Source organism: Janibacter indicus (genome assembly GCF_900176385.1).
GTDB classification, from domain to species: domain Bacteria; phylum Actinomycetota; class Actinomycetes; order Actinomycetales; family Dermatophilaceae; genus Janibacter; species Janibacter indicus.
The window spans coordinates 26,352-52,328 of the sequence record NZ_FWXN01000011.1; the positions used below are offsets into that span (position 1 = coordinate 26,352).

A 25,977-nucleotide genomic window follows, 5' to 3' on the forward strand; every position below is an offset into this window, starting at 1 on the left:
CCCCTCGGGTCTACCGTTGAGCGCGATGCCCCGCCCAGCCCGTCCCCTCGCCACCCGACGCGCCCGTGCCCTCACCGGTGCGGCCCTGTCGGTGTGCCTGCTCACCGGAGCCGGCTACGCCTTCGCCGCCGACCCCGACCCGCAGCAGGAGAAGGACCGCGTCGACGGCCAGCTCTCCGACGCCCAGGGCGACCTGCACGAGACGTCCAAGGACCTGCTCGACGCCTACACCAAGCTCAAGTCCACCCGCTCGAAGCTCCCCGGCGCCCGCAGCGCGGCGAAGTCGGCCGAGCAGGCGGAGACGACGGCCAAGGGCGAGTACGACGACGCGGTCGCGGCCTACGACCTGGCCAAGGCCAACGAGGACAAGGCCGAGCGGGACCTGAAGTCGACGAGCTCGAAGATCACGACCTCGCGCCGAGCCGTCGCCAGCTTCGCCGGGCAGGTCTACCAGCAGCAGGGCATGGGCAGCATGTCCGTGGCCGTCGGCAGCGAGGACCCCGGCGCCTTCGTCGACAAGATGATCATGGCCGAGTCGGTCGGCGACTCGCAGAGCTCGGCGCTCGAGGAGCTGAGCACCTCGCGGGCCAACCTCGTCTCCACGGGCGACAAGCTGAGCGCCCTGCGCAAGAAGACCAGCGACGCCAAGGCGACCAAGGAGACCAAGCTCGCCGCGGCCCGCACCGCCAGCGACAAGGCCGACCGCACCCAACGCAGCCTCGAGACCCTCGAGAGCGACCAGACGACCCAGGCCGCCGACCTGCGCGCGGCCAAGCGCGAGGACCAGAAGAAGGTCGACGGACTGCAGGCCGAGTCCGACAAGCTGACCAAGATCCTCGAGGAGCGGGCCCGCAAGGCGCGCATCCGCGAGGCCGAGATCCGCAAGGCGCGCGAAGAGCAGGCGGCCCGCGAGGCCGACGCCCGGCGTCGCGCCCAGCAGTCGACCTCGAGCGACGACACCGGGTCGGCCGCGCCGGCCGACCCCAACCCGCCGGCCCCGACGAGCAGCGGCGTCCTGCAGGCCCCCAGCAATGCGCCGGTCAGCTCCGAGTTCGGCCTGCGCTTCCACCCGATCCACCAGACGTGGCGGCTGCACGCCGGGCGCGACTACGCCGGCGCCTGCGGGTCCCCGGTCTACGCCGCAACGGACGGCACGGTCATCGCGGCCAAACCACCGAGCTCGACCGGTGGCTACGGCAACCAGATCGTCATCGACCACGGCATCAAGCGCGGCTCCTCGCTCGCGACGACCTACAACCACCTGCAGTCCTTCGCGGTCCGCAGCGGTCACGTCAGTCGCGGTCAGGTCATCGGCTACGTCGGCACGACCGGCACGTCAACCGGCTGCCACCTGCACTTCGAGACCCGGGCCAACGGCACCCCGGTCGACCCTCGCGGCTGGCTCTGACCTCCCTTCGGGCACAAAACCGGTGGCGATCCGGTTGTCCCCTCGGGGTAGCGTGACCCCTCGACCACCACGAGCAGCGAAGGGGGAGACCCATGGCCAAGAAGACCGAGACGGGTGAGCTCGTCGTCGCACGCAACCGCAAGGCGCGTCACGACTACCTCATCGAGGACACCTACGAGGCCGGCATCGCGCTCATGGGCACCGAGGTCAAGGCGCTGCGCATGGGGCGGGCCAGCCTGATCGACGGCTACGCGATCTTCTACGGCGACGAGCTGTGGCTCGAGGGCGTGCACATCCCCGAGTACGTCCAGGGCACGTGGACCAACCACACGCCGCGCCGACGCCGCAAGTTGCTGCTGCACCGCGCCGAGCTCGACAAGATCATGGTCAAGGCGCAGGGGAGCGGTCGGACCATCGTGCCGCTGTCGCTGTACTTCAAGAACGGCCGGGTCAAGGTCGAGATCGCCTTGGCGACGGGCAAGAAGGCCTACGACAAGCGGCACACGCTGCGCGAGCGGCAGGACCGGCGCGAGGCCGAGCGGGCGATGTCCGACCAGTTCAAGCGGCGGCGCTGACCCGCGACGTGGGTCGAGGAGCGACGAAGGAGCCTCGAGACCTGGGTGTCGAGGCTCGCTGGCGCTCGCACCTCCACCAGCGGGGTGGGGGCGCTCGCAGATCCACCAGCGGGGTGGGGGCGCTCGCACCTCCACCAGCGAGACGGGAATGTGTTTGGCCCCGGCCGCCGTTGAGTCCATACTGAGTGACCACAACTGAACAGCGTGACGTGTCCATCCCATGGGGGTGATCGGTTTCGACACTGGCCGGTCCTTCAGGGGAAGCGGGTCGAGGATGCACGGTCATCTCGTCAACGCCCCGTGCAAACCCAATAGGTGCCAATTCCAAGCGCACCGACTTCGCCCTCGCCGCCTGAGCGAGCCCGAAGTCCGTTGGCCTAGGTGTGATCTCGACCTAGATCCCAGCGTCAGCTAGAGATCTTGCTGCAGTGCCATGTCGCGGGGCACTGCGGGACTGCTACGCGACTGGGCCTGTCGGGGAACGTGTGCGCGCGAGCCCCGGGGCCGAGAAAATCCATAGCGCACTGCACCCGGAGAAGCCCTGATTGTCTGCCAGTGGACGCGGGTTCGATTCCCGCCACCTCCACCATCTTGGGCACGTCACGCACCCCTTCGAGACGCTTGCAGAGCAAGCTCCTCAGGGAACGTTGGGAAGCCGCCCTGAGGGACGGCGCATGACGAAGGGCGGGACCGTCACGGTCCCGCCCTTCGCCATGTCCGTGGTCAGCGGGTCACTTGAAGGCGTCCTTGACCTTTTCGCCGGCGGCCTTGAGGTCGCCCTTGGTCTCCTGGACCTGGCCCTCGGCCTGCAGGTCCTCGTTGTCGGTGGCGTCGCCGGCCGCGCCCTTGGCCTTGCCGACGAGCTGGTCCTTGGCGTTGTCGATCTTGTCGCCGATGCCCATGAATCCTCCTGATGTGGTGGGTGGTCCTCCACGCAACCACAGGATCCGGGTGCGCGCCACCCCCTTCGGTCTGCTGCCGAAGGTCGGGTGCGCCTGCGCTCAGCCCTGCGAGGTCTCGTTGGCGGCGACCTGCGCCTTGACTTCGTCCATGTCGACGTCCTGGACGGCATCGAGGAGCTGGTCGAACTGCGCCTTGGGCAGCGCCCCGGCGCTCTGGTGCAGCAGGATGCCGTCGCGGAAGGCCATGAGGGTCGGCACGGACGAGACATTGGCCATCGACGCCAGCTCCGGGTTGTCGTCGATGTCGACCTTGCCGAAGGTGATGTCGTCCCGGGCGTCCGCCGCCGCCTCGAAGACCGGGGCGAACTGACGGCACGGGCCGCACCAGCTCGCCCAGAAGTCGACGATGACCGTTCCCTCGCCGGTGACGGCGGAGCGGAAGCTCTCGAGATCGAGTTCGGTGATCTTGCTCATGACCTCAACTGTAGGCCGGACCGGCCTGGGGGTGGTGCCGGTGGTGTGCTGTGCTGTCACGGTGACCCCCTCGACACCTCGGCGACATCTCGTCACCGCAGCGGTGGCGCTGGCCGTCGTGGTGCAGGCCGTCGTGCTCTACGCACCCGAGGCGCCCGGCCCGCCATCCCCGATACCGCACGGGGACAAGGCGGTTCACGCGATGGTCTTCGCCCTGCCGGTCCTCGTCGCAGGTCTCGGGCGAAGGGGGTGGTGGCCCGTTGTCGTGGCGCTCTGCGCCGTCCACGCCCCTGTGAGCGAAATCATCCAGCACACCGCCCTCGCGCAGCGCTCGGGCGACCCGTGGGACGTCGCCGCCGACCTCGCCGGGACCGCGATGGCCGCAATAGGGGTACTATTTGTGGTTCGGCGCCCACGACGTCGCCGACCATAGAAGCTCGCACGATCGCCTCGACCTCTGCTGTGTCGACCCGCGCCGGAGTTGCGGGTTTACCCATCACACACAGACCGAGAGAGTCGACCCGTGCCTGCGAAGAAAAAAGCCCGCTGGACCACCGCCCAGAAGAACGCCGCCAAGAAGAAGGCCGTGACCAAGGGTCCGAAGAAGCCCTATCACCGCGGCCAGGCCCCTCGGGGCAAGGACCGCTGGCGCGACCGCGACGACGTGCCCGCCGGCGACCGCCCCAAGCGCGTGCGACGCGACGGGACCGAGGACCGCGGCCAGCGGACCTGGGAGCGGCGTGAGGACCGCGGCGGGCGACCGCGCCGAGACGACCGCTCCGACGAGCGGGGTGGCTACCAGCGCCGCGACGACCGAGGCGACCGTCGCCGTGGCGCGAAGCCGCGCTTCGAGCGCGAGCAGCAGCGGCGCGGCTGCGCCCCTCGGACCGAGCAGGTCGAGGACCCGGACGTGCTGCGTCAGGAGGCGGACACCTGGACGTCGTCCGCCCGCACCTCGCTGACCGGCCCCGTCGAGGTCGCCGAGGACAACGGCTTCGCCGCACTCGGGCTGCCCGAGGTCCTCGTGGAGCGGCTCGCCCGCGATGCCATCACCACCCCCTTCGCCATCCAGGCCGCTGCGATCCCCGATGCCCTCGCGGGCAAGGACGTGCTCGGCCGCGGTCAGACCGGATCGGGCAAGACGCTCGCCTTCGGCCTGCCGATGCTCGCCCGTCTCGCCGGCGGCCGTGCGCGCAGCCGCAAGCCACGTGGTCTGGTCCTCGTGCCGACCCGTGAGCTCGCCATGCAGGTGAGCGACTCGCTCGAGCCGCTCGTGCACGTGAGCGGTCTGCGGATCAAGCTCGTCGCCGGTGGACTGTCCTACACGGGTCAGACCGCGGCCCTCGACAAGGGCGTGGACGTCCTCATCGCGACGCCGGGGCGTCTGGTCGACCTGCTCGACCGGGGCGCCCTGACGCTCGACGAGGTCGAGGTCGCCGTCCTCGACGAGGCCGACCACATGGCCGACATGGGCTTCCTGCCCGACGTCACCCGCATCCTCGACGACTGCGCCGACGGCGGGCAGCGCCTGCTCTTCTCCGCGACGCTCGACCGCGGGGTCGGTGACCTCGTCGACCGCTACATGAGCGACCCGGTGACCCACAGCACCGACGAGGCCGCCGCGAGCGTCTCGACGATGGACCACCACCTGCTGCTCATCGAGCCCAACATCAAGAAGCAGATCACCGCCCGGATCGCCTCGCGGCCCGGCCGCACCGTGATCTTCGCCCGCACCAAGCTCGGCTGCGAGCGGATCGCCGGCGAGCTGCGCGACGCCGGCGTAGCGGCCGCGCCGCTGCACGGCGGGCTGACCCAGTCCGCCCGCAACAAGACGATCGGCGCCTTCCGCAGCGGCACCCTGCCGGTGCTCGTCGCCACCGACGTCGCCGCGCGCGGCATCCACGTCGACAACGTCTCACTCGTCATGCAGGTCGACCCCCCGGGCGACCACAAGGACTACCTGCACCGGGCGGGCCGCACGGCGCGCGCCGGGGAGGCAGGCGTCGTCGTCACGCTCGTCCTGCCGCACCAGCGCAAGGAGGTCACCCGGATGGCCGACCAGGCCGGCATCGAGGCGCGTCCGACCAAGACCGCGCTCGACGACGAGGTCCTCACGGCCATGGGCGCCACCGAGCCGAGCGGCGAGCCGATCTCCGACGCGGACTTCCGCAAGCTCGTCGACCCCCGACCGGCCCGCCGACACTCCGGCACCCGCGGACCGCGCGGAGCCCGGGAGCACCGCGGCGGCGGTCGTGGTGGTCGCGGTGCCAGTGGTGGCGGCGGCCGTGGCGGTCGACAGGGTGGTTACCGGGGTCGCCCGCGCGACTAGGGTCGGAGCATGGACACCTCGCTCGCCGGCAAGCTGCTCGTGGCGACGCCCGACCTGACGGACGACCTCTTCGCCCGCAGCGTCGTGCTCGTGCTGCAGCACGACGACGAGACCGCCGAGGGCGTCATCCTCAACCGTCCGCTCGACACCCCGGTCGACGACGTCCTGCCCGGCTGGCAGTCGGGTGCCAGCGCGCCGCAGCGGGTCTTCCAAGGTGGCCCCGTCCAGCTCGACTCGGCCATCGGCATCGCCGGGCTCCCGGGTGACCAGGAGCCCCCGCCGGGGATCAAGCGGCTCTTCGGGGCGATCTCGCTCGTCGACCTCGACTCGCCGCAGGAGATCATCTGGCCCCAGGTGAGCGCCCTTCGGATCTTCGCCGGCTACTCCGGCTGGAGCGCCGAGCAGCTGGCTGGGGAGCGCTCCCGGGGCGGCTGGTACGTCGTCGACGCCGAGATCGGCGACGTCTTCGACGAGGACCCCACGACCCTGTGGCGGCGGGTGCTGCGGCGCCAGGGCGGCTCGCTCGGATGGGTGTCGACCTACCCGGTCGACCCGGACCTCAACTGACCTCGCGCGGGCGGCTGGCAGCGTTGCTGTCACCTGTCGGCGTTGGCGCCACCCGGTTGCCCGGAGAAGGGGGACCGGGTGACACCAACGCCGTCAGGCTGACCGGGCGCGTCCTACGATGGAGGCATGAGCACGCCTGCCGACCCCAGCCAGCCCGGAGGCCCGATCGCCGACCCCGGCGGTCCCTCGACGTCGACCTCGGTCCTCGAGCGGACGGAGCCCACGCCGCAGCTGGCCGAGCCGGGCGACCACGAGCGCTTCAGCCACTACGTGCGCAAGGAGAAGATCCTCGAGAGCGCTCTCTCGGGGGAGCCGGTCAAGGCGCTGTGCGGCAAGACGTGGGTCCCCGGTCGCGACCCGGAGAAGTTCCCCGTCTGCCCCATCTGCAAGGAGATCTACGACGGTCTGCGCGACCCGCAGGACGGAGAGGACTGACCGCCGGAGTGGAGTCCTTCTACCGTCAGCTCGACGAGACCACCTTCGACTCCCGCGGCGACCTGCGGTCGACGCTCGACCACGCCCGGGACGCCGAGGCCTCGCAAGACGCCGCGCACGCCCGAGCCTGGCGGATCACGCGGGCGCACGAGGACTTCCCGCGCCTCACCGGCGACGCGCCGAGGGCATCGGTGCGGTGCCCGGTGCCACCGACACCTCGTCGCGCTTGGAGCTGCCGGGCATGCACGCCGACGGCTACGTGGCGGTCATCGAATGGCGCTTCGTCGAGGGTGGGGTCGGTACCGGCGGCACCGCGACCGCGTGGGGGCGCCAGCTCGTCCCGCTGCTGCCCGACGAGGAGCCGAGCCCGTGGGAGCGCACGCTCGTGCTCGCCGACTCGGGCGGCGGGATCACCATGACCGTCGACCCGCGACGGCACGGTCCGCACGACGCTCGCCGACCATCACGGTGAGATCGGCACCGGCCTGCAGACGATGGTCGCCCAGGACGCGCGGTCCTGACGGACCGTTTGGGAGGACGTCACCTCGGCGATCTAAGGTGACCCTGCGATGAGTCAGTCTGCTGCTTCCCACCTGTCACCCGCCTTCCCGAGACGGGCGGCGTGGGGTACCGCCGGAGCCCTGCGTGCCTGGCAGGCCGAGGCCCTCAAGCTCTACCTGCAGTCCGGTCGCACCGACTTCCTCGCCGTCGCGACCCCGGGGGCCGGCAAGACGACCTTCGCGCTGCGCGTGGCGACCGAGCTCCTGACCGCCGGCGAGGTCACCGCCGTGACCGTCGTGGCGCCGACCGAGCACCTCAAGACCCAGTGGGCCGACGCGGCCGCCCGCGTCGGCATCCACCTCGACCCGAAGTTCTCCAACACCACCGCGGTGACCTCGAGCGACTACGACGGGGTGGCCGTCACCTACGCCCAGGTGGCGTCCCGCCCTTCGGTCCACGAGGACCGGACGAAGGCCGAGCGCACGCTCGTCATCCTCGACGAGATCCACCACGGCGGTGACAACAAGTCGTGGGGTGACGGCATCCGCCAGGCCTTCGAGCCGGCGGTCCGGCGGCTCTCGCTCACCGGGACCCCCTTCCGCTCCGACACCAACCCCATCCCCTTCGTCGGCTACGAGTACGGCGACGACGGGATCCTCCGGTCGAGCAGCGACTACACCTACGGCTACTCCGAGGCCCTGCGTGACGGCGTGGTCCGGCCGGTGCTCTTCATGGCCTACGGCGGGGCGATGCGCTGGCGCACCCGCGCCGGCGACGAGGTGGCCGCGCGGCTCGGCGAGCCGATGACCAAGGACCTCGTGGCCCAGGCCTGGCGCACCGCGCTGGACCCGAAGGGGGAGTGGATCCCGTCGGTCCTCGCCGCCGCCGACAAGCGGCTGACCGAGGTGCGTCGCGGTGTGCCCGACGCCGGCGCGATGGTCATCGCGACCAACCAGACCCAGGCCCGTGCCTACGCGCGGATCCTCACCGAGCTCACCGGCGAGAAGCCCACCGTCGTCCTGTCCGACGACAACGGCGCCTCGCAGAAGATCGAGGACTACTCCGCGAGCACGTCGCGCTGGCTCGTCGCGGTGCGCATGGTGAGCGAAGGGGTCGACGTGCCCCGCCTGTGCGTCGGCGTCTACGCGACGTCGACGTCGACCCCGCTCTTCTTCGCCCAGGCCGTCGGGCGCTTCGTGCGGGCCCGTGGTCGCGGTGAGACCGCGAGCGTCTTCCTGCCGAGCGTCCCGGTGATCCTCGCCCACGCCGGCACCCTCGAGGAGCAGCGTGACCATGCCCTCGACCGGCCCGAGGCGGCCGAGGAGGAGGCGCCCCTGTGGTCGGAGGAGGAGGGCATGCTCGCCGCCGCCAACCGCGCCGATGGCGCGAGCGACGACCTGCTCGGGTCCTTCGAGGCGCTTGAGTCCGACGCGCACTTCGACCACGTGCTCTACGACAAGCAGCAGTTCGGTCTGCACGCCGAGGTCGGCTCCGAGGACGAGCAGGACTACCTCGGCCTGCCCGGGCTGCTCGAGCCCGACCAGGTGCACGCGCTGCTCAGCGAGCGGCAGACCAAGCAGTCGAAGAAGACGGGCCGCACCCGCAAGGACGACGACGCGCCGATCGCGGCCCACCGGGCCCTGGCCTCGCAGCGCAAGGAGCTCAACACGCTCGTCGCCGCCTATGCGACCAAGACCGGTGCACCCCACGCCAACATCCACATGGACCTGCGGCGCGCCTGCGGCGGGCCCGAGCTCGCGCAGGCGACGAGCGAGCAGGTGACCGAGCGGATCGAGCGGATCCGGCGCTGGTTCGTCGGGCGTCGGTGACCCTCTGAGCGCCCCGCCCTCCCCCTATCGGGCGGACGGTGTGGGCATCATGGGTCCATGACCGTCTTCGCGTGGATCCTCGTGGGCCTGGGTGTCCTCGTGCTCGTCCTGACTCCGCTCCGACTGCGGCGGTCCAAGGGCGAGCGTGGGATGACCGACTTCTCCGGGTGGGCGCTCAACGCCCACTCGATCACGCTCTTCGTCGGGCTGGGGCTGATCTCGCTCCGGCTGCTCGACGTGCACTCGTCGACGGGCGCGACGTGGTTGGCCATCATCTGCATGGTCATCGCCTCGCTCATCGGGCTGAGTTTCCTCGGCCGGTGGCGGCGGACGGGGTCGCGGCACTCCGAGGCCTTCGAGGGCGACTCGTGGACGCGCGGGCCCTGGTTGTCGCAGGTCGCCCACTTCGGGGTGACGATCGGGACGATCCTCTTGGCCTGGCTGCTGCTCGCCGACAAGATCTAGACGCGAGGCGCCCGGCCGGGCGGTCACTGCCGACGCGCGGCCGCCTCGACGAGGGGACCGGTGCGCATCTCGAGGTGGGTCACGAGGCAGATCGACGTGCTCGCCCGCACGACGTGCACGTCGTCGATGATCGCGTCGATGACCCGGCCGAGGTCGGCATTGTCCGTGGCGACGATCCGGATGATCAGGTCGCCGACGCCCGTCGTGCTGTGGATCTCGAGGACTTCCGGGATCGCGGTGAGGTGGTCGACGACGGCCTGGTGCCCGAGCCGCTGGCGGATCTCGAGGGTGCACAGGGCCGTGACCGGGTAGCCCAGGGCCGCCGGGTCGATCGTCGGGGCCAGGGTGCGGATCACTCCCTTCGTCCTGAGGCGGTCGAGGCGCGCCTGGACGGTGCCGCGGGCCACGCCCAGCTCTCGTGAGGCTCCGAGGACCCCGATCGTCGGGCTCGTCGAGAGCAGGGCGAGGAGGCGGGCGTCGAGGTCGTCGACGACCTTGGACGGCGTGGGAACGGTGCTCATGGTCACATTGTCTCCTCGACACCGACATGACGGCAACAGATTGCGCAGCGTGTGCACCCTTCGCCGGGTCCGTTGCACAGACGGGAGCGCGGCGGCATCCTGACGCCATGTCCAACACCGCGGTTGAACTCACCAGGCAGGAGCGCGAGGCCGAGCTCGACCTCGACCAGCTCAAGCAGCTCGTCGGGCTCGTCGACTACGACGAGGAGCGTGATCCCTTCCCGGTGACGGGCTGGGACGCCATCGTCTTCGTCGTCGGCAACGCGACCCAGACGGCGCACTACTACCAGAGCGCCTGGGGCATGGAGCTCGTCGGCTACTCGGGGCCGGAGCACGGCAACCGCGACCACAAGGCCTTCGTCCTCAAGTCCGGCTCGATCCGCTTCGTCGTCAAGGGCGCGGTCAGCCCGGACAGCCCACTCATCGCCCACCACACCGCGCACGGTGACGGCGTCGTCGACATCTCGCTCGAGGTCCCCGACGTCGACAAGTGCATCGCCCGGGCCAAGGCGGCCGGTGCCACGGTGCTGCAGGAGCCCGAGACGGTGAGCGACGAGCACGGCTCGGTGCGCACCGCCGCGATCGCGACCTACGGCGAGACCCGCCACACGCTCGTGCAGCGCGTGAATGTTGCAGGCGACGGGTCGGTGTACACCGGCGTCTACCTGCCGGGTTACGTCGCTCGCAGCTCCGCCTTCGTCAAGCGCGAGGGCGCGCCCAAGCGGCTCTTCCAGGCGCTCGACCACATCGTCGGCAACGTCGAGCTGGGCAAGATGGACGAGTGGGTCGGCTTCTACAACCGGGTCATGGGCTTCGTCAACATGGCCGAGTTCGTCGGGGACGACATCGCGACGGAGTACTCCGCGCTGATGTCCAAGGTCGTCGCCAACGGCAACCACCGCGTGAAGTTCCCGCTCAACGAGCCGGCGATCGCGAAGAAGAAATCGCAGATCGACGAGTACCTCGAGTTCTACACCGGGCCCGGCGCCCAGCACCTGGCGCTCGCGACCAACGACATCCTGCGCACCGTCGACGAGCTGCGCACGGAGGACGTCGAGTTCCTCGACACCCCCGACGCCTACTACGACGACCCCGAGATGCGGGCGCGGATCGGGCAGGTCCGGGTGCCGATCGAGGAGCTGAAGAAGCGCAAGATCCTCGTCGACCGCGACGAGGACGGCTACCTGCTGCAGATCTTCACCAAGCCCCTGGGTGACCGGCCGACGGTCTTCTTCGAGATCATCGAGCGGCACGGGTCGCTCGGCTTCGGCAAGGGCAACTTCAAGGCGCTCTTCGAGTCGATCGAGCGCGAGCAGGACAAGCGCGGCAACCTCTGACGTCACCACGTCGGGACAGGGGCGAGGAGCGGACGACAGCGCTTCTCGCCCCTGTCGTGCGGCAGCGTCCGCCAGTTAGGATGAGGTAACCCTCACCTCATCTGGAGCACCCATGAACCAGCCGTTGTCGCTCGCCCTGCGCGCCGAGACGGCCTCGGCCCACGACGACGCCGAGGGCTCGGCCTTCGTCGAGCAGGACATGGCCTGTCTGTGCGGCGGTGACGTCGACGGCCGTCTCGCCGACGGGGACATCCACATCGTGCCCGACCTGTCCGGCGGGCAGATCAACGCGCGGATGGTGCAACGGCACTACGGCATCGACCCGGCGGGTCTGAGGTTCTACCACTTCGAGGAGATCCCCAAGCCGAAGCCCTACAAGGACTCCTACCGGGCCACCCTGGACTCGCTGGTGCTCGACGAGGCCACGCGACGCCGGGTCCTCGACGCGGCGGTCGACAGCTTCGAGCTCAACCGGCGGGTCTTCGCCGACCTCGGCGCGGCGCGTGCCTCCGAGCACGCAGCCGCCGGCGGGCCTGCGTGACCTGGTCCCAGTTCCTCCCGGCCTTCGCGGCGCTCTTCGTCATCGTCATGCTCCGGGCCAATGCGACCTACTGGCTGGGCCGCGGGGCCGCCGCCGGGAGCCGCCGATGGCGCAAGGTCGAAGGGGATGGCTCACCCGCCTGGCAGCGTGCCCGCGACCTCGTCAACCGGTGGGGGCCGATCGCCGTGGTCCTGTGCTTCTTCACCGTCGGCATCCAGACCGCGGTCAACGCGACCGCCGGGGTGACCCGGATGCCGCTCCGCAGATACCTGCCGGCAGTGACCCTCGGCTCGATCGTGTGGGCCACGATCTACGCGACCGTCGGGCTGGCAGCCGCGCGTGCGTGGCTCGCGGCCGCGGCCCGCTCTCCGGTCGGCGCCACCCTCGCCGCCGTGGCCCTCGTCGCCGTGGTCGTCACCATCGTGGTGGTGCACCGGCGGCGCGCGCGGCGCCCGGCGCCCTCGGTGGTCGACGGCACGGACCGAGGGATGTCAGAGGCGACGCGGGGGCCGTGAGATCGTGAGGGCATGAGCACCCCCGACCGCGCCGGCTGGTACGACGATCCTGACGACGACTCCCGGCTGCGGTACTTCGACGGCATCATCTGGAGCGACCGCACCGAGCCCAAGAGCACGCGGGTGGCCCGGGTACCGGCCGACCCGGCCGCCGGCGTCGGGGGCGGTTCGCCCGCCGGTGACGTCCCCGGGCACGGAGCTCCAGGCACCGATGTCTTCGGTCGCCAGACCCAGCAGCCGAGCGCGCCCCAGTGGCAGCAGCCGACAGCGCACGGCCACCCCGGCCACTCGGGTTACTCCGGGTACGCAGCAGCCCCCGAGCCGACGACCGAGGACGGGCAACCCCTCGCGAGCTACGGCGCCCGTGCGGGCGCCTACCTCATCGACGGACTCGTCGTCGCGGTGCTCAACCTGCTCGTCACCGGCTGGGCGTGGTGGCTGTGGATGGCCGACTACTGGGACTTCGTCTACGGCGCGGCCCTCGACGGCAACCAGGACGCCGTCAACGACCTCACCCCCGCCGAGCTGACCGGCATGTTCGACTGGCAGTACTTCTTCATCGCCGCGGGGCTCTCGCTGCTCCTTCAGGCCGTCTACCACGTCGGCTTCCTCAGCACCCGCAGCGCGACGCCGGGCAAGATGCTGCTCGGCATCTCGGTCCGCAAGGTCGAACGACCGGGGCGGATCAGCGCGGGCACTGCCTTCATGCGGATGCTGCTGCCGCTGTCGGTCGGGGTCTTCTCCCTCATCCCGCTGGTCAGCTATCTCGTCTTCTTCGTCACCCTCGCCGACCTCATCTGGCCGGCCAAGGACCCGCGACGTCAGGCGCTGCACGACAAGATCGCCGGCACCCAGGTCGTCCGGGGCCGTCAGCAGCGCTGACGGACGCGCTCAGTCGACGGCGTCGCCGAAGTGGAGCAGGACCGCGCGGATCAGCGCGCCCATCCGGCTGCGCTCGGGGACGAGCGGCTCGACCCCCTTCGCCCGTAGCGGTGCCGCGGTGACCGGTCCGACGGCGGCGACGAGCAGGTCGTCGCGGGAGCGGCGTACGATCTCGTCGGCGACCCCGGCCTCCTCGGCGGCGGTCCACCACGAGGCCACGGCAGGAGCCGAGGTGAAGACGACGACGTCGATCTCGCCGGCAGCCGCCTCTCGGGTGGATGCGGTCACCGCTGCGGGGTCCGGCGCGGGACCCCAGCGGTAGACGACGAAGGGAGCGACCCTCGCCCCGGCCTGCGCGAGCGCGTCGTCGATGCCGTCGGAGCCGTTGCCGTGGTGCTGCACGGCGACCGTCGTGCCCTCGACACCGCGGTCGAGGAGGTGCTCGATGATCTCGGCGGCGGTCTCGGACTCGGCAACCCAGTCGGCGCGCAGACCACGGGAGATGAGCGCTCCCTTGGCCTTGGGGCCGCGCGCGACGATGTAGGCGTCGGCGAGGGCCGCGCGCAACGCGTCGTCGAGACCGGCGACCTCGGCGGCCTCCATCCACCCCCGCAGGCCGGCCCCCGTCGTGATGACGAGCGCGTCGGGCGGGTCGGCCATCAGGGCGCGGGTGTCGTCGACGAGCTGCTCGTCGTCGCTGTGGTGGACGATCGTCATCGCGGGCGCGTGACGGATCGCGGCGCCGCGGCGGGCGAAGGCGTCGGCGAGGTCCTCGCTGCGGCGGTCGGCGGTGATCAGGACGGTGCGCCCGGCCATGACCGGGGGCAGGGGTGCGCTCACGAGGCGTCCGTCGTGGCGCCGGCGGAGATCATCTCGGTGAGGGCGGCCTCGGTGGTCGCGGGAGCGACCCCGGCGATCGAGTCGGTGAGCAGGCGCACGGCGAAGCCCTCGCGCAGTCCGTCGAGGACCGTGGCGCGTACGCAGTGGTCGGTGGCGATGCCAGCGACGTCGAGGTCGGTGATGCCGTGGTGGCGCAACCAGCCGGCGAGATCGGTGTGCCCGTCACCGGCGGCGACCCCCTCGAAGCCGCTGTAGGCGGCGTCCGTCATCCCCTTGCGGAAGACCTCGTCGACGTGCGCCAGAGCCGGCTCGAGCGCGGGGTGGAACTCCGCGCCCGGGGTGTCGGCGGCGCAGTGCACCGGCCAGGTCGTCGCGTAGTCGGGCTCGCCGTCGACCGCCCAGTGCTCGCCCGGGTCGTGGTGCCAGTCGGCGGTGGCCACGACGGCGGTGTAGTCGCGGTGCCCGAGGTCGTGCCCCTGCCAGTCGTCGAGCACGCGTTCAGCCGCCCGTGCGGCGACCGCGGCTCCACCGGTGACGGCGAGGGAGCCCCCTTCGCAGAAGTCGTTTTGGATGTCGACGAGGACGAGTGCGCGGCCCATGCCTGTCAAGGATGCCATGTCGCTCAGTCGAAAAGGCCCCAGAAGCTGTCGAATGCCGTGATCGTCGCGGGGGAGTCGACGGTGACCGCCGTGGCGAGGAAGGCGGCCCGCCCAGTGGCCGGGTCGGCGTAGCCGATGGTGCCCAGGCCGCCGGCCCAGCCCACCTGCCCGCCGGGACGGACCTCGACAGTGAGGGCCCAGTCGCAGCCCGGCTCGATGAACCCCGCTGCGGTGCGGCGCTGCTCGTCGGTGAGCGTGCCGGTGCGCAGGGCCGCGAGGGACCCGGGTGAGAGGACGGTGGGCCCGCCGACGAGCGAACGCAGGAAGGCCAGCTGGTCGGGCACGGTCGAGACGAGCCCGGTGGCGAGGGACGCGAAGGGGGGTGGGTCCACGTAGGTGCCCGCCGGGAGCTCGACGGGCCGGGGCCCGCCCTCCTCGGGGGCCAGCGGTGCGGCCAGGCGGCTGGCATGGGCGGTGTAGCCGGTGTCGGTCATCCCGAGCGGCTGCAGCACGTGCTCGGCGAGCAGCTCGGCGACGCTCGATCCGGTGGCCCGGGAGAGCAGCACCCCGAGGACGTCGCTGCTCGTGTGGTAGCGCCAGGCCGTGCCCGGCTGGTCGGCCAGCGGCAGGCTGCCGAGCCGGCGCATGAAGTCGTCGGGTGACATCGGTGGGCAGAAGGGGCCGGGGGCGACCTGCTCACGGGCGAGGGCGTCGGCAAGCGGGCCCGGTTCGCTCACCCACCCGAAGCCCGGGGTCATCGTCAGCAGGTGGCGCAGCGTGATCGGTCGCTCGGCGGGGACGGTGGCGGTGAGGTCGGCCTCGGGGCCGACGAGGACGCGCGGCTCGGCGAGCTCGGGCAGCCAGGGCGCGACCGGCTCGTCCAGGGTGAGCGCTCCGAGCTCGACCATTCGCAGCGCGAGCACGCCCCCGATCGGCTTGGTGCACGAGCTGAGGGCGACCTGGGTGGCCGGCGTCATCGGCGCTCCGCCGGGGGAGAGGGCCCCACCCACGCGCGGGCGGGCTCCGTCGGCATCCGCCACGCCGACCGCCCAGCCCGCGAGCTCGCCGGCACCCTGCAGCCGGTCGAGGGTGCGGGTGAGGTCCTCGAGTGCGTTCATCGCCCCACCGTGGCACGGATCTGCCGGGCGCGGCGAAGGGGGAGTGCCCCCCTTCGGCAGCACACTGGAGCCATGACCTCGTGCACGATCCCCGACCTCCCCGAGCTGCACCCGACGCTGGCCCACCGCTTCAGCCCGGTGCGCTTCCGGGAGGACGCCGTCGTCGAGCGAGCACACGTCGAGACGATGCTCGAGGCCGCTCGGCGGGCGCCCTCCGCGGGCAACTCGCAGCCGTGGCGCTTCGTCGTGGGGGTGCGGGGGGACGACGTGCACGAGCGCATCGTGCGCCACTTGACCCGTAGCTCAGGGGCGTGGGCGCCCGCCGCGTCGGCGATCGTGGTCAACCTCGCCGTGGTGGGCATCGAGGACGCGCCGGGCTGGGAGTACTCGGAGTTCGCGACCTATGACCTCGGTCAGGCGGTGGCGCACATGTGCGTCCAGGCGCTGACCATCGGGCTGGACAGCCACCAGTTCCGGGCCTTCGACCGCGAGGGGGTGGCGGCGGAGCTTGCCGTCCCGCCGCACCTCGAGGTCGTCTCGATGACGGCCTTCGGCGTGGCCGATCATCGCCCGGGCGAGATCCCGTCACCCGGGACCAGTCGGGAGCGGCTCGCTCTCGAGGAGATCGTCTGGCTCGAGGCCGGCGACGGGGCCTGATCAGTCCCGGGCGGCCAGCTCACCGTCGGACCTCAGCACGCAAAACAGGTTGCCCTCCGGGTCGACGAGGGTCACCCACCCGGTGCCGGGACCGTAGTGCCCGCGAAGGTCGGCGTGGAGGCTCGCGCCGTGGGCGAGCAGGCGCTCGACCTCCTCGGCCTGCGTCAGGCCGGTCGGCCGCAGGTCGCAGTGCATCTTGTTCTTGCCGGAGTCGGGCCGGGCACCTCGATGAAGAGCACCCGGTGGTCCGTCGCCGCGAGCGGATTGCCTCAGGCCGTGGCCAGGCGGTAGCCCCGCTTGACGACGGTCTCGACGACGCGGCGGTCCCCGATCGCCTCGCGCAGCCGGCCGACGGCCACCTCGACGGCGTGACCGCTGGCGGAGTCGCCCGGCAGCACCTCGAGGACGTCGGCGCGGGTGACGACATCCCCCTTCGCGTCGATGAGCAGGTGGAGCACGGACAGGCCGCTCGGGGAGACGGCGAGCACGCGATCACCCAGGACGGCGGCGGTGCTGCGCAGCTGCAGCGGTCCGGCGACGGTCTCGACGGCGGTGGCCATCATCGCCTCGTAGTGACCGACGACGGCGCGCACGAGCGACCCCAGCCGCGCCCGCTCCGGGAGCAGCGGGGCGATGCCGACGTGCTCGAGCGGACGTGCGGTGACCGGCCCGACGGCGGCGACGACGAGGCGCCCGGTGCTGGCCCGGCCGATGATCGACGGCAGGACGCCGGCGTCCTGCGCGGCGTCGAGCCAGGCTGCGGCGGCGGGGGCGGAGGTGAAGACGACGACGTCGACGTCACCGACCGCCGCCTGCTGCACGCCGCAGGTCACCGCGTCGGCGTCCGGTGGTGGGCCCCACCGGTAGACGACGAGGGGAGTCACCGAGGCACCGGCGGCGGCGAGGTCGACGTCGAGCTCCTCGCACCCGGCGCCATGGTGCTGGACCGCGATCCGTTGTCCGGCAACGCCCTCGGTGATGAGGAAGTCGCGGATCTCGGCGGAGGTCTCCGACTCGGCGACCCAGTCGGCGTCGTGCCCGGCGGCCTGGATCGCACCCCGGGCCTTGGGCCCGCGGGCGATGATCCGGGTGGCGTCGAGCACGTCGTGCAGCTCCTCGCCGAGTCCGGCGGCGTCGGCCGCCTCGACCCACCCGCGGAACCCGATCGCCGTCGTCACGACGACGACGTCGGGCGTTGCGGCGAGCAGTGCCCGGGTCCGCTCCACGAGCTCCGCGTCGGCGGTGTGCGGCACGATCGTCAGCGCCGGGGTGTGCACGACCCGGGCACCGCGCCGCTCGAGGGCGGCGCGCAGGTCACCGGCTCGCCGGTCCCCGGTGACGAGGACGACGCACCCGGCGAGCAGCTGCGGCAGGCTCACGTGACGCCACGGTCGAAGGGGGAGCCCGTCACCTCGTCGCTGGACGGCTCGATCCAGACCTCGCCGTCGACGACCGCCACGGGCCAGGTCCGCAGGTCGACCGGGTCGCTGCCGGCACCGTCGAGGCAGGCGCCCGTGCGCAGGTCCCACACCTGCTTGTACATCGGTGAGATGACCGTCGGGACCCCGCCCCGCGTGCCGACGAGCCCGCGGGCGATGACGTGGGCGCCGCTGTAGGGGTCGAGGTTGTCGATGCCGTGAACGACGTCGTCGTGGGTGCGGACGAGCGCGACCTGCAGTCCGTCTACGAGGGCGACGGCGCCACGCTCGGGGACGAGATCGGTGAGGGCGCACAGACGCACCCGGGTCTGCGGGGGAGCAGTGGTCATGAGCGGACCTCCAGGGTCGTGCCGGCGATGAGGACGGACGCGTCCGAGCGTTCCTGCGGGGTGGCGGGGCGGGCCTGGCCGCGCTCGCCGACGTAGGCGAGCGAGTCGTCGACGGCGTCCGGGGCGTTGACGAAGGACGCGAAGCGGGCCAGCTTGTCGGGGTCGGCGAGCGTGGCCGCCCACTCGTCGCGGTAGTTGCCGACGTGCGCGGCCATCGCGGCGTCGAGGTCGTCGGCGATGCCGAGGCTGTCGTCCATGACGACGGCACGGATCGCGTCCAGACCCCCTTCGTGCTCCTCGACCCAGGGGGCGGTGCGCTGCAGGCGGTCGGCGGTGCGCACGTAGTACATGAGGAAGCGGTCGATGGTGCGCACGAGCGTCTCGGTGTCGAGGTCCTCGGCGAGCAGGCGGGCGTGCTTGGGGGTGAAGCCGCCGTTGCCGCCGACGTAGAGGTTCCACCCCTTGTCGGTGGCGATGATGCCGACGTCCTTGCCGCGGGCCTCGGCGCACTCACGGGCGCACCCGGAGACGCCGAGCTTGATCTTGTGCGGTGAGCGGAGGCCCCGGTAGCGCAGCTCGAGGTCGATCGCGAGGCCGACGGAGTCCTGCACGCCGAAGCGGCACCACGTCGAGCCGACGCAGGACTTCACCGTGCGCAGCGACTTGCCGTAGGCGTGACCCGACTCGAAGCCGGCGTCGACCAGCCGCCGCCAGATGCCGGGCAGCTGGTCCATCCGGGCACCGAAGAGGTCGATCCGCTGGCCGCCGGTGATCTTCGTGTAGAGGCCGAACTCCCGGGCCACCTCGCCGATGGCGATGAGCCCCTCGGGCGTCACCTCGCCGCCCGGGATGCGCGGGACAACCGAGTAGGAGCCGTCCTTCTGCAGGTTGGCCATGACGTGGTCGTTGGTGTCCTGGAGGGTCGCCTGCTCGCCGTCGAGGATGTGCCCGGTGCCGAGCGAGGCGAGGATCGAGCCGATGACCGGCTTGCAGATGTCGCAGCCGCGGCCGGTCCCGTGGCGCTCGATGATCTCGCTGAAGGTCCGCAACCCCTGGACCCGGACGATGTCGAAGAGCTGGGCACGCGACTGCTCGAAGTGCTCGCACAGCGCACTGCTCACCTCGACGCCGGCGGCGGCGAGCTCGCTCGTCACGAGCTTCTTGACCAGCGGCAGGCAGGAGCCGCAGCTCGTGCCCGCGAGGGTGCACGCCTTGACCCCCGCGAGGTCGGTGCAGCCACCTTCGCCCACGGCACAGCGGATCTCACCTGCGGTGACGTTGTTGCAGGAGCAGACCGCGGCCTCGTCTGGCAGGTCCCCGGCGGGTGCCGCGGCGGCCCCCTCGGGCAGGAGGTAGGCCGCGGGGTCTCCGCCGAGCTCACGGCCGACCATCGGGCGAAGGGAGGAGTAGGCGCTGGCGTCGCCGACGAGGATGCCGCCGCGCAGGGTGCGGGCGTCGTCACTCATGACGAGCTTCTTGTAGACGCCCGCGACGGGGTCGGAGATGACGACCTCGAGCGAGCCGGGCTCCTGCGCGAAGGCATCGCCGAAGCTCGCGACGTCGACACCGAGGAGCTTGAGCTTGGTCGACAGGTCGGCCCCGGGGAAGGTCCCCGCGCCGCCGAGCAGCCGGTCGGCGACGATCTCGGCCATCGTGTAGCCGGGGGCGACCAGACCGAGGCAACGACCGCCGATGCAGGCGACCTCACCGATCGCGTGGATCGCGGGATCGGCTGTGGCACAGGCGTCGTCGACGACGACTCCGCCGCGCTCGCCGATCTCGAGACCGGCCTCGCGGGCCAGTTCGTCGCGCGGACGGACACCCACGGCGAAGACGACGACGTCGACGTCGAGCGAGGGACCGTCGCTGAACCTCATCCGGGAGACGGCTCCGCGCTCGCCGACGATCTTCGACGTCGCGGTCGAGGTGCGCACCGAGACGCCGAGACCCTCGATGAGCCGCTTGAGGCCTTCGCCGCCTCCCTCGTCGACCTGCAGCGGCATGAGGCGCGGCGCGAACTCCACGACCGTCGTCTCGACCTCGAGCGCCCGCAGGGCACCGGCCGCCTCGAGGCCGAGCAGGCCGCCGCCGACGACCGCGCCGCGCACCGGCCGGTCGAGTTCCTCGCGGCGGGTCTCGACGAACTCGCGCAGGTCGGCGACGTCGTCGATCGTGCGGTAGACGAAGGCCCCGCGCAGGTCCTTGCCGGGCACAGGCGGCACGGCGGCGTAGGAGCCGGTCGCGAGGACGAGGGAGTCGTAGGGCAGGACCTGGCCGGTGCTCGTCGTCACCGTCCGCGCGTCACGGTCGATGTTCTCGGCCCGGACACCGCGGCGCAGCGTGACGAGCGGGTCGTCCCACAGCTCCTGCCCGCCGAGGGCGAGGTCCTCGGGGTGGCGCCCGGTGAAGTAGGAGGTGAGCGCGACGCGGTCGTACGGCGCACGCGGCTCCTCGCACAGCAGCGTGACGGCCCATCGGCCGGCATCGTCACGGGCACGGAGCGCGTCGACGAGCCGGCGCGCGACCATGCCGCCGCCGACGATCACGAGCTGCTGCGGCCCGGTGGTGGGGGTGGTGGTCTCTGGCATGGTGCTCAACTTAGGAAGCCCTCGTTTCGGCTCGGTCTTGGTCGTGTTTCCCCGGTGTGAACCCGTCCTCACCAGGCGTGGTCGGGGGCTGTGAGGGGCCTGCGTCGGCGCCGAGCCAGTCGAGGATCCCGCACACGGCGTCGGTGCAGCCGCCGCAGCCGGTCGTCGCCCGCGTGCTCGCGGCCACCTGCTCCAGCGTCGTTGCGCCGGAGGCGAACTCGGTGCGGATGTCCCCCTTCGTCACGCCGTTGCAGCGGCAGATCGTTGCCCGGTCCGGGATGAGCGAAGGGGAGTCCCGTCGCGTCGTCGTGGCCGCAGGCGCGACCGCCGGCAGCAGCAGGTGCGCCGGGTCGGCCGGCAGGGGCGTGCGGCGGGTGTAGGTGGTGATCAGGTCGGTGCCGACGCGACCCGCGCCGACGGTCGTGGCGCCCAGGAGCAGGCCGTCGCGCACGACGATCTCGAGGTGCCGGCCGGCAGAGGGGTCGCTGAGCCGCACCACGCGCAGTCCGGGGTCGTCGGCCCGGCCGCTGCCGCACACGCCCATCGTCACGATGTCGACACCGTGGGTCTTGGGCTTGACGACGTCGCCGACGCCGGTGGTCACGGTCTCGGGGTCGCGACCGGTGAGCAGGTCGGCGAGACGACGGGCCTGCTCCCACCCCTGGGCGACGAGGCCGGTGGCGCCGCCGGGAGGTTGGGCGCAGTCACCGATGGCGTGCACGTGCGGGTCGCTCGTCGTCAGGTCGGCGTCGACGAGGATGCCGCGGTCGACGTCGATCCCGGCCGCCTCGGCCAGCTGGGTGTTGGGCACGGTGCCGGTCGACAGCACGAGCAGGTCGGCGGCGAGCACCTCGCCGTTCGTCAGGTGCACCCGTCGCAGCCGGCCCTCCTCGATGACGACCTCCTGCGCCCCGACGCCGACGCGCTGGTCGACACCGGTGCGGCGCAGCGTCGACTCGACGACGCGGCTGGCGGCCTCGTCGAGCTGACGCTCCATGAGGGCGGGGGAGGGGTGGACGACGGTGACGGCGAGGTCGCGTCGGGCGAGCCCGCTCGCGGCCTCGAGACCGAGCACGCCGCCCCCGAGGACGATGGCGCGTCGGGCGTTGAGCGTCGCCGCGATGATCTCGCGGGCGTCGTCGATGGAGCGCAGCACGTGGACGCCGCTCGGCAGGTGACCGCCGGCTGGATCGTCACCGAGACCCGGGATCGTCGGGACCCGGGCGGCCGCACCTGTGGCAATGACGAGCTCGTCGTAGGGGACGCGCGTGTCGTCGGCGAGGACGACGTCGCGGCGCCCACGGTCGATCGCCCGCACCGCGACGCCGCGCTGTACCGTGACGCGCGGGTGGTCGGGCGCGGGGAGGACGATCGCCGAGAGCCCGCGCGTGCCCGCGACGACGTCGCTGAGCAGCACCCGGTTGTAGGGCTCGCAGGCCTCGTCGCCGAGCACCGTGACGAGGTGTTCGCCGGCGTGGTCGGCGGCCGTGAGGTCCTCGACGAATCGGGACCCGACCATCCCGTAGCCGATGACGACGATGTGGCTCATGCGCTGACCTCCAGCGGCTCGGGGACGTGATCGGCCGTGCCGGCGGCGACGTCGACGGCGCACACCTTGAACTCCGGCATCGACGAGATTGGGTCGACCGCGTCGTTGGTCGCCCGGTTGACGCTCCCGGCACCGGCGAAGTGGAAGGGCATGAAGACCGTGTCCGGCCGGACCCGGTCGGTGATCCGCGCGGGAGCGGTGACCGTGGCCCGCGCGGTGCGCAGGTCGAGCTGGTCGCCCTCCTCGATGCCCAGGCGGTGGGCGAGGAGTGGGTGCACCTCGACGAAGGGGGTCGGTTGCGCTGCGAGGAGCGCTGCCACCCGGCGGGTCTGTGCCCCCGATTGGTAGTGCTCGAGGACGCGCCCGGTGATGAGGAAGAGCGGGGCATCGCGCCGCAGGTCCTCGGCCGGGCCGACGTGGTCGACGGGCACGAGCCGGGCACGGCCGTCGGGCGTGGGGAAGTCGTCGAGGAAGGCGCGCGGGGTGCCCGGGTGCGGGGCCTCCCCTTCGCCGGTGGCCGGGCAGGGCCAGTGCAGGTCGCTCTCGCGGTCGAGGCGGGCGTGGCTCAGCCCGGAGTAGTCGGCGCGGCCGCCCCCGCTCGCCCTGGCCAGCTCGTCGAAGACCTCCGACGGGACCGTCGACCACGTGCCCGGGGCATCGAGGCGAGCGGCGAGCTGCGACCACACCCACAGCTCCGAGACGACGCCCTCGGGTGGGTCGATCGCCTTGCGGCGCCGGATGATCCGGCCCTCCAGGTTGGTCATCGTGCCCTCCTCCTCGGCCCACTGCGTGACGGGCAGGACGACGTCGGCGAGGGCGACGGTCTCGGAGGGGACGACGTCGCAGACGACGAGCAGGTCGAGTGCGCGCAGTCGATCGGCGACGGCATCGGCGCGGGGTGCGCTCACGACGGGGTTGGCCCCGTGGACGAGAAGTGCCCGGGGTCCGCCGGGGGTGCCGAGGGAGCGCAGCAGCTCGACGGCCGGCAGGCCCGGGCCGGGCAGGTCGTCGGCGTCGACGCCCCAGACCGCGGCGACGTGCTCGCGGGCGGCCGGGTCGGCGATCATCCGGTAGCCGGGCAGCTGGTCCGCCTTCTGCCCGTGCTCGCGCCCACCCTGGCCGTTGCCCTGACCCGTGAGGGCGCCATAGCCGCTCCCTTCGCGTCCGACGAGGCCGAGCGCGAGGGCGAGGTTGATCGCGGCGGTGACCGTCGCGGTGCCCTGGGTGGACTGCTCGACGCCGCGCCCGGTGAGGACGTGGACGCCCGCGCCTCCCCGTGCGGGGCTGGCCGCCGCGAGCAGCCGAGCGGTCGCCCGCAGGTCGTCAGCGGGTACCCCGCAGACCTGCTCGGCCCGCTCGGGCCACCACGCGGCGACGGAGCGGGCGACGTCGTCGAGCCCGCTCGTCCGCTCGGCGAGGTAGGCCTCGTCGGCGAGCGACTCGCCGAGAACGACGTGCAGCAGCGCCTGGAGCACGACGAGGTCGGTCCCGGGGACGGGCTGCAGGTGGACGCCCTGCCCGTCGTCGGTGAGGTCGGCCGTGGCCGAGCGGCGCGGGTCGACGACGACGAGCCCACCGGCCGCGCGAGCTCCCGCCAGGTGCCCGACGAAGGGAGGCATCGTCTCGGCGACATTGCTGCCGAGGAGCAGGATCGCGCCGGAGGTGTCCAGGTCGGTGATGGGGAAGGGCATGCCCCGGTCCATACCCAGCGAACGGTTGGCGGCGGCCGCGGCAGAGGCCATGCAGAAGCGGCCGTTGTAGTCGATGTGCTTGGTGCGCAACGCGACCCGGGCGAACTTGCCGAGCTGGTAGGCCTTCTCGTTCGTCAGCCCGCCACCGCCGAAGACGGCCACCGCGTCCGGCCCGTGCTCGGCCGCGATCGACCGCAGCCGGTCGGCGAGGAGGTCGAGCACCTCGTCCCAGCCCATCGGGTGCAGCTCGCCGTCGGAGCCGCGCACCAGGGGAGTGGTGAGCCGGTCGGGTGCGCGCAGCACCTCGGCCGACGTCCACCCCTTGCGGCACATGCCGCCCCGGTTGGTCGGGAAGTCGCGGCCCTCCACCTCAATTCGCTGGTCTGGGTCCCACGTTCCGCGTGGGCGGTGGGAGGCCGTCTGCGGCCGACCCTCGAGACCTGCCGTCCCGAGACCCACCGGCTCCATCGTCATCGCGCACTGCAGCGCGCAGTAGGGGCAGTGGCTGTCGACCATCAGATGCCCTCGCCGGCCAGACGCGAGCCACGGCGGACGTAGACCGCCCAGGTGAGCGCGGCCATGAGGACGTAGGCGGCGATGAAGACCCCGATGGCGGGCACGAGCGAGCCGAAGCCCGTCGTCGACATGGCGAAGCCACGCGGCACGAGGAAGCCGCCGACGGCACCGACGGCACCGGCGATCCCGATGCAGCCGGCGGCGCTGCGCCGGGCGATCGCGAGCTCGGCCCCGTCACGCACCCCGGCCCGGAAGACGGCCGGAATCATCCGATAGGTCGCGCCGTTGCCGATGCCGGCCCCGGTGAAGAGCACGAGGAAGGCGAGCAGGAAGAGGACGAAGGAGTGCGCGGAGAGGGCGAGGATCGCCAGCCCCGCGGCGAGCCCCATGACGACGAAGGCCGCGATGGTCACCCGCGCGCCGCCGAGCCGGTCGGCGATGGTCCCGCCGAGCGGCCGGCTCGCGGCACCGAGAACCGCGCCGACGAAGGCGATCGACGTCGTCACCTCGGGGAACTGGCTCGTGAGCAGCGTCGGGAAGGCCGCCGAGTAGCCGATGAAGGAGCCGAAGGTGCCGATGTAGAGGAAGGAGATGATCCAGGTGTGGGGGTGGGTCGCGGCCTTCGCCCAGCTGCGGTGGTCGGACCGCGCGGTGCTGAGGTTGTCCATGCCGCGCCAGGCGCCGAGCGCGGCGAGCAGCACGAGCGGCACGAAGAGCAGGCCGGCCCGCTCGAGGTGGATCCCGGCGCCGATCGCGATCACGGCGGGGACGACGAGCTGCACGATGCCGGTGCCGAGGTTTCCGCCAGCGGCGTTGAGCCCCAGGGCCTTCCCCTTCTCCGCCTCGGGGAAGAAGAAGGAGATGTTGGTCATCGACGAGGCGAAGTTGCCCCCGCCGAAGCCGGCGAGTGCGGCGATGCCGAGGAGCAGCGCGAAGGGGGTCTCCGGCCGGCCCACGACCCAGGCCAGGGAGAGAGTGGGCAGCAGGAGCAGCAGCGCGGAGATGATCGTCCAGTTGCGCCCGCCGACGAGCGGGACCATGAAGGTGTAGGGGACGCGCAGGAAGGCGCCGACGAGGCTCGGCACCGCGATGAGCCAGAACTGCTGGTCGAGGGTGAGGGCGAAGCCGACGCCGTTCAGCTGCGGGACGACGACGCTCCACAGCGCCCACACGCAGAAGCCGAGGAACTCGGCGAGCACCGACCACCCGAGGTTGCGGCGGGCGACGGCCTGACCCCCGGCGGCCCAGAAGCCCGCGTCCTCCGGGTCCCAGTGGTCGATCCAGCGCCCGGCTCGGCGGACGGGACCAGCGGCGGGTGTTGCGGCAGCGGTGCTCGTGGGCAGCGTCGTGGTCATGCCGGGAGGCTCGCA

General features: G+C 72.1%; 27 protein-coding genes and 1 other RNA gene. 15 read left to right on the forward strand and 13 right to left on the reverse strand.

The features are described from left to right. Window positions 1-25 precede the first annotated feature (25 nt). The 3 genes from B9B60_RS13465 to ssrA all read left to right on the forward strand — a co-directional run bounded on the left by B9B60_RS13465 (window position 26) and on the right by ssrA (window position 2,572). Window positions 26-1,408: a M23 family metallopeptidase gene (locus B9B60_RS13465; protein ID WP_084452182.1), complete on the forward strand. Its 1,383-nt coding sequence runs from the start codon at window positions 26-28 to the stop codon at window positions 1,406-1,408. 92 nt (window positions 1,409-1,500) lie between these two features. Continuing rightward, window positions 1,501-1,983: an SsrA-binding protein SmpB gene (gene smpB / locus B9B60_RS13470; protein WP_072625115.1), complete on the forward strand. Its 483-nt coding sequence runs from the start codon at window positions 1,501-1,503 to the stop codon at window positions 1,981-1,983. Between the two features lie 222 nt (window positions 1,984-2,205). Then, window positions 2,206-2,572: a transfer-messenger RNA gene (gene ssrA, locus B9B60_RS13475) on the forward strand. 142 nt (window positions 2,573-2,714) lie between these two features. Here ssrA and B9B60_RS13480 read toward each other — a convergent pair. Both B9B60_RS13480 and trxA read right to left on the reverse strand, forming a co-directional pair. Then, a complete protein-coding gene (locus B9B60_RS13480) occupies window positions 2,715-2,885 on the reverse strand; it encodes a CsbD family protein (protein WP_084452183.1) in 171 nt (56 codons plus the stop codon). A gap of 99 nt (window positions 2,886-2,984) precedes the next feature. Then, complete coding sequence (gene trxA / locus B9B60_RS13485) at window positions 2,985-3,359, reverse strand: thioredoxin (RefSeq protein WP_084452185.1); 375 nt, start codon at window positions 3,357-3,359, stop codon at window positions 2,985-2,987. Window positions 3,360-3,420: 61 nt separating this feature from the next. On the opposite strand from trxA, the gene B9B60_RS13490 reads away from it, so the two are divergent. The 7 genes from B9B60_RS13490 (at window position 3,421) to B9B60_RS13520 (ending at window position 9,485) form a co-directional block, all read left to right on the forward strand. Next, entirely contained in the window at window positions 3,421-3,792 is a 372-nt protein-coding gene (locus B9B60_RS13490; RefSeq protein ID WP_143445590.1) for a VanZ family protein, read from the forward strand. A gap of 90 nt (window positions 3,793-3,882) precedes the next feature. Next, window positions 3,883-5,688 carry a DEAD/DEAH box helicase gene (locus B9B60_RS13495; protein WP_234993876.1) on the forward strand — a complete coding sequence of 602 codons (1,806 nt, stop codon included), beginning with the start codon at window positions 3,883-3,885 and terminating at the stop codon, window positions 5,686-5,688. A gap of 9 nt (window positions 5,689-5,697) precedes the next feature. Beyond that, window positions 5,698-6,255 (forward strand): YqgE/AlgH family protein, encoded by a 558-nt coding sequence (locus B9B60_RS13500; RefSeq protein WP_084452188.1) that lies wholly within the window; start codon window positions 5,698-5,700, stop codon window positions 6,253-6,255. 126 nt (window positions 6,256-6,381) lie between these two features. Further along, on the forward strand, window positions 6,382-6,690 hold the full coding sequence (locus B9B60_RS13505) for a DUF3039 domain-containing protein (protein WP_072625111.1): 309 nt from the start codon (window positions 6,382-6,384) through the stop codon (window positions 6,688-6,690). Window positions 6,691-6,886: 196 nt separating this feature from the next. After that, window positions 6,887-7,162 (forward strand): hypothetical protein, encoded by a 276-nt coding sequence (locus tag B9B60_RS13510; protein ID WP_084452189.1) that lies wholly within the window; start codon window positions 6,887-6,889, stop codon window positions 7,160-7,162. Window positions 7,163-7,259: 97 nt separating this feature from the next. Continuing rightward, on the forward strand, window positions 7,260-9,020 hold the full coding sequence (locus B9B60_RS13515; protein ID WP_084452190.1) for a DEAD/DEAH box helicase: 1,761 nt from the start codon (window positions 7,260-7,262) through the stop codon (window positions 9,018-9,020). Window positions 9,021-9,077: 57 nt separating this feature from the next. Further along, a complete protein-coding gene (locus B9B60_RS13520; RefSeq protein ID WP_084452192.1) occupies window positions 9,078-9,485 on the forward strand; it encodes a hypothetical protein in 408 nt (135 codons plus the stop codon). Between the two features lie 23 nt (window positions 9,486-9,508). Here B9B60_RS13520 and B9B60_RS13525 read toward each other — a convergent pair whose 3' ends face one another. Beyond that, entirely contained in the window at window positions 9,509-10,006 is a 498-nt protein-coding gene (locus B9B60_RS13525) for an Lrp/AsnC family transcriptional regulator (RefSeq protein ID WP_072626278.1), read from the reverse strand. Window positions 10,007-10,113: 107 nt separating this feature from the next. Between B9B60_RS13525 and hppD the strand changes: the two genes are divergently transcribed. From hppD to B9B60_RS13545, 4 genes are all read left to right on the forward strand, one after another. Beyond that, window positions 10,114-11,343 carry a 4-hydroxyphenylpyruvate dioxygenase gene (gene hppD, locus B9B60_RS13530; protein WP_084452194.1) on the forward strand — a complete coding sequence of 410 codons (1,230 nt, stop codon included), beginning with the start codon at window positions 10,114-10,116 and terminating at the stop codon, window positions 11,341-11,343. A 112-nt stretch (window positions 11,344-11,455) separates the two neighbouring features. Continuing rightward, the gene (locus B9B60_RS13535) at window positions 11,456-11,884 is read left to right on the forward strand and encodes a biliverdin-producing heme oxygenase (protein WP_084452196.1); all 429 of its coding nucleotides are present in this window, start codon (window positions 11,456-11,458) and stop codon (window positions 11,882-11,884) included. Beyond that, entirely contained in the window at window positions 11,881-12,399 is a 519-nt protein-coding gene (locus B9B60_RS13540) for a DedA family protein (protein ID WP_084452199.1), read from the forward strand. Before B9B60_RS13535 ends, B9B60_RS13540 begins: the two co-directional genes overlap by 4 nt. Before the next feature lie 12 nt (window positions 12,400-12,411). After that, complete coding sequence (locus B9B60_RS13545; protein ID WP_084452365.1) at window positions 12,412-13,281, forward strand: RDD family protein; 870 nt, start codon at window positions 12,412-12,414, stop codon at window positions 13,279-13,281. A gap of 9 nt (window positions 13,282-13,290) precedes the next feature. Here B9B60_RS13545 and B9B60_RS13550 read toward each other — a convergent pair whose 3' ends face one another. The 3 genes from B9B60_RS13550 to B9B60_RS13560 are packed head-to-tail and all read right to left on the reverse strand — an operon-like array spanning window position 13,291 to window position 15,838. After that, window positions 13,291-14,121 (reverse strand): uroporphyrinogen-III synthase, encoded by an 831-nt coding sequence (locus tag B9B60_RS13550; protein WP_234993877.1) that lies wholly within the window; start codon window positions 14,119-14,121, stop codon window positions 13,291-13,293. Then, the gene (locus B9B60_RS13555) at window positions 14,118-14,738 is read right to left on the reverse strand and encodes an isochorismatase family protein (RefSeq protein WP_327078593.1); all 621 of its coding nucleotides are present in this window, start codon (window positions 14,736-14,738) and stop codon (window positions 14,118-14,120) included. The genes B9B60_RS13550 and B9B60_RS13555 overlap by 4 nt, the downstream gene beginning before the upstream one ends. A gap of 5 nt (window positions 14,739-14,743) precedes the next feature. Further along, on the reverse strand, window positions 14,744-15,838 hold the full coding sequence (locus B9B60_RS13560) for a serine hydrolase domain-containing protein (protein ID WP_084452203.1): 1,095 nt from the start codon (window positions 15,836-15,838) through the stop codon (window positions 14,744-14,746). A gap of 72 nt (window positions 15,839-15,910) precedes the next feature. Between B9B60_RS13560 and B9B60_RS13565 the strand changes: the two genes are divergently transcribed. Next, window positions 15,911-16,495 carry a nitroreductase family protein gene (locus B9B60_RS13565; RefSeq protein ID WP_084452205.1) on the forward strand — a complete coding sequence of 195 codons (585 nt, stop codon included), beginning with the start codon at window positions 15,911-15,913 and terminating at the stop codon, window positions 16,493-16,495. On the opposite strand, the gene B9B60_RS13570 is transcribed toward B9B60_RS13565, so the two are convergent. From B9B60_RS13570 to B9B60_RS13600, 7 genes are read right to left on the reverse strand one after another with little or no spacing between them, the layout of a single operon-like run. Continuing rightward, the gene (locus tag B9B60_RS13570; RefSeq protein WP_159451218.1) at window positions 16,496-16,768 is read right to left on the reverse strand and encodes a VOC family protein; all 273 of its coding nucleotides are present in this window, start codon (window positions 16,766-16,768) and stop codon (window positions 16,496-16,498) included. It lies immediately after the preceding gene. Next, window positions 16,765-17,874, reverse strand: a complete 1,110-nt coding sequence (locus tag B9B60_RS13575; protein ID WP_084452207.1) for a uroporphyrinogen-III synthase — start codon at window positions 17,872-17,874, stop codon at window positions 16,765-16,767. Before B9B60_RS13575 ends, B9B60_RS13570 begins: the two co-directional genes overlap by 4 nt. Then, the gene (nirD, locus tag B9B60_RS13580; RefSeq protein WP_084452209.1) at window positions 17,871-18,263 is read right to left on the reverse strand and encodes a nitrite reductase small subunit NirD; all 393 of its coding nucleotides are present in this window, start codon (window positions 18,261-18,263) and stop codon (window positions 17,871-17,873) included. Before nirD ends, B9B60_RS13575 begins: the two co-directional genes overlap by 4 nt. Further along, window positions 18,260-20,851, reverse strand: a complete 2,592-nt coding sequence (nirB, locus tag B9B60_RS13585; protein ID WP_084452366.1) for a nitrite reductase large subunit NirB — start codon at window positions 20,849-20,851, stop codon at window positions 18,260-18,262. The genes nirD and nirB overlap by 4 nt, the downstream gene beginning before the upstream one ends. 10 nt (window positions 20,852-20,861) lie before the next feature. Then, on the reverse strand, window positions 20,862-22,400 hold the full coding sequence (locus tag B9B60_RS13590; protein ID WP_084452211.1) for an FAD-dependent oxidoreductase: 1,539 nt from the start codon (window positions 22,398-22,400) through the stop codon (window positions 20,862-20,864). Continuing rightward, a complete protein-coding gene (locus tag B9B60_RS13595) occupies window positions 22,397-24,607 on the reverse strand; it encodes a molybdopterin oxidoreductase family protein (RefSeq protein WP_084452212.1) in 2,211 nt (736 codons plus the stop codon). Before B9B60_RS13595 ends, B9B60_RS13590 begins: the two co-directional genes overlap by 4 nt. Further along, entirely contained in the window at window positions 24,607-25,962 is a 1,356-nt protein-coding gene (locus tag B9B60_RS13600; RefSeq protein WP_084452214.1) for an MFS transporter, read from the reverse strand. The genes B9B60_RS13595 and B9B60_RS13600 overlap by 1 nt, the downstream gene beginning before the upstream one ends. Window positions 25,963-25,977: the final 15 nt, after the last annotated feature.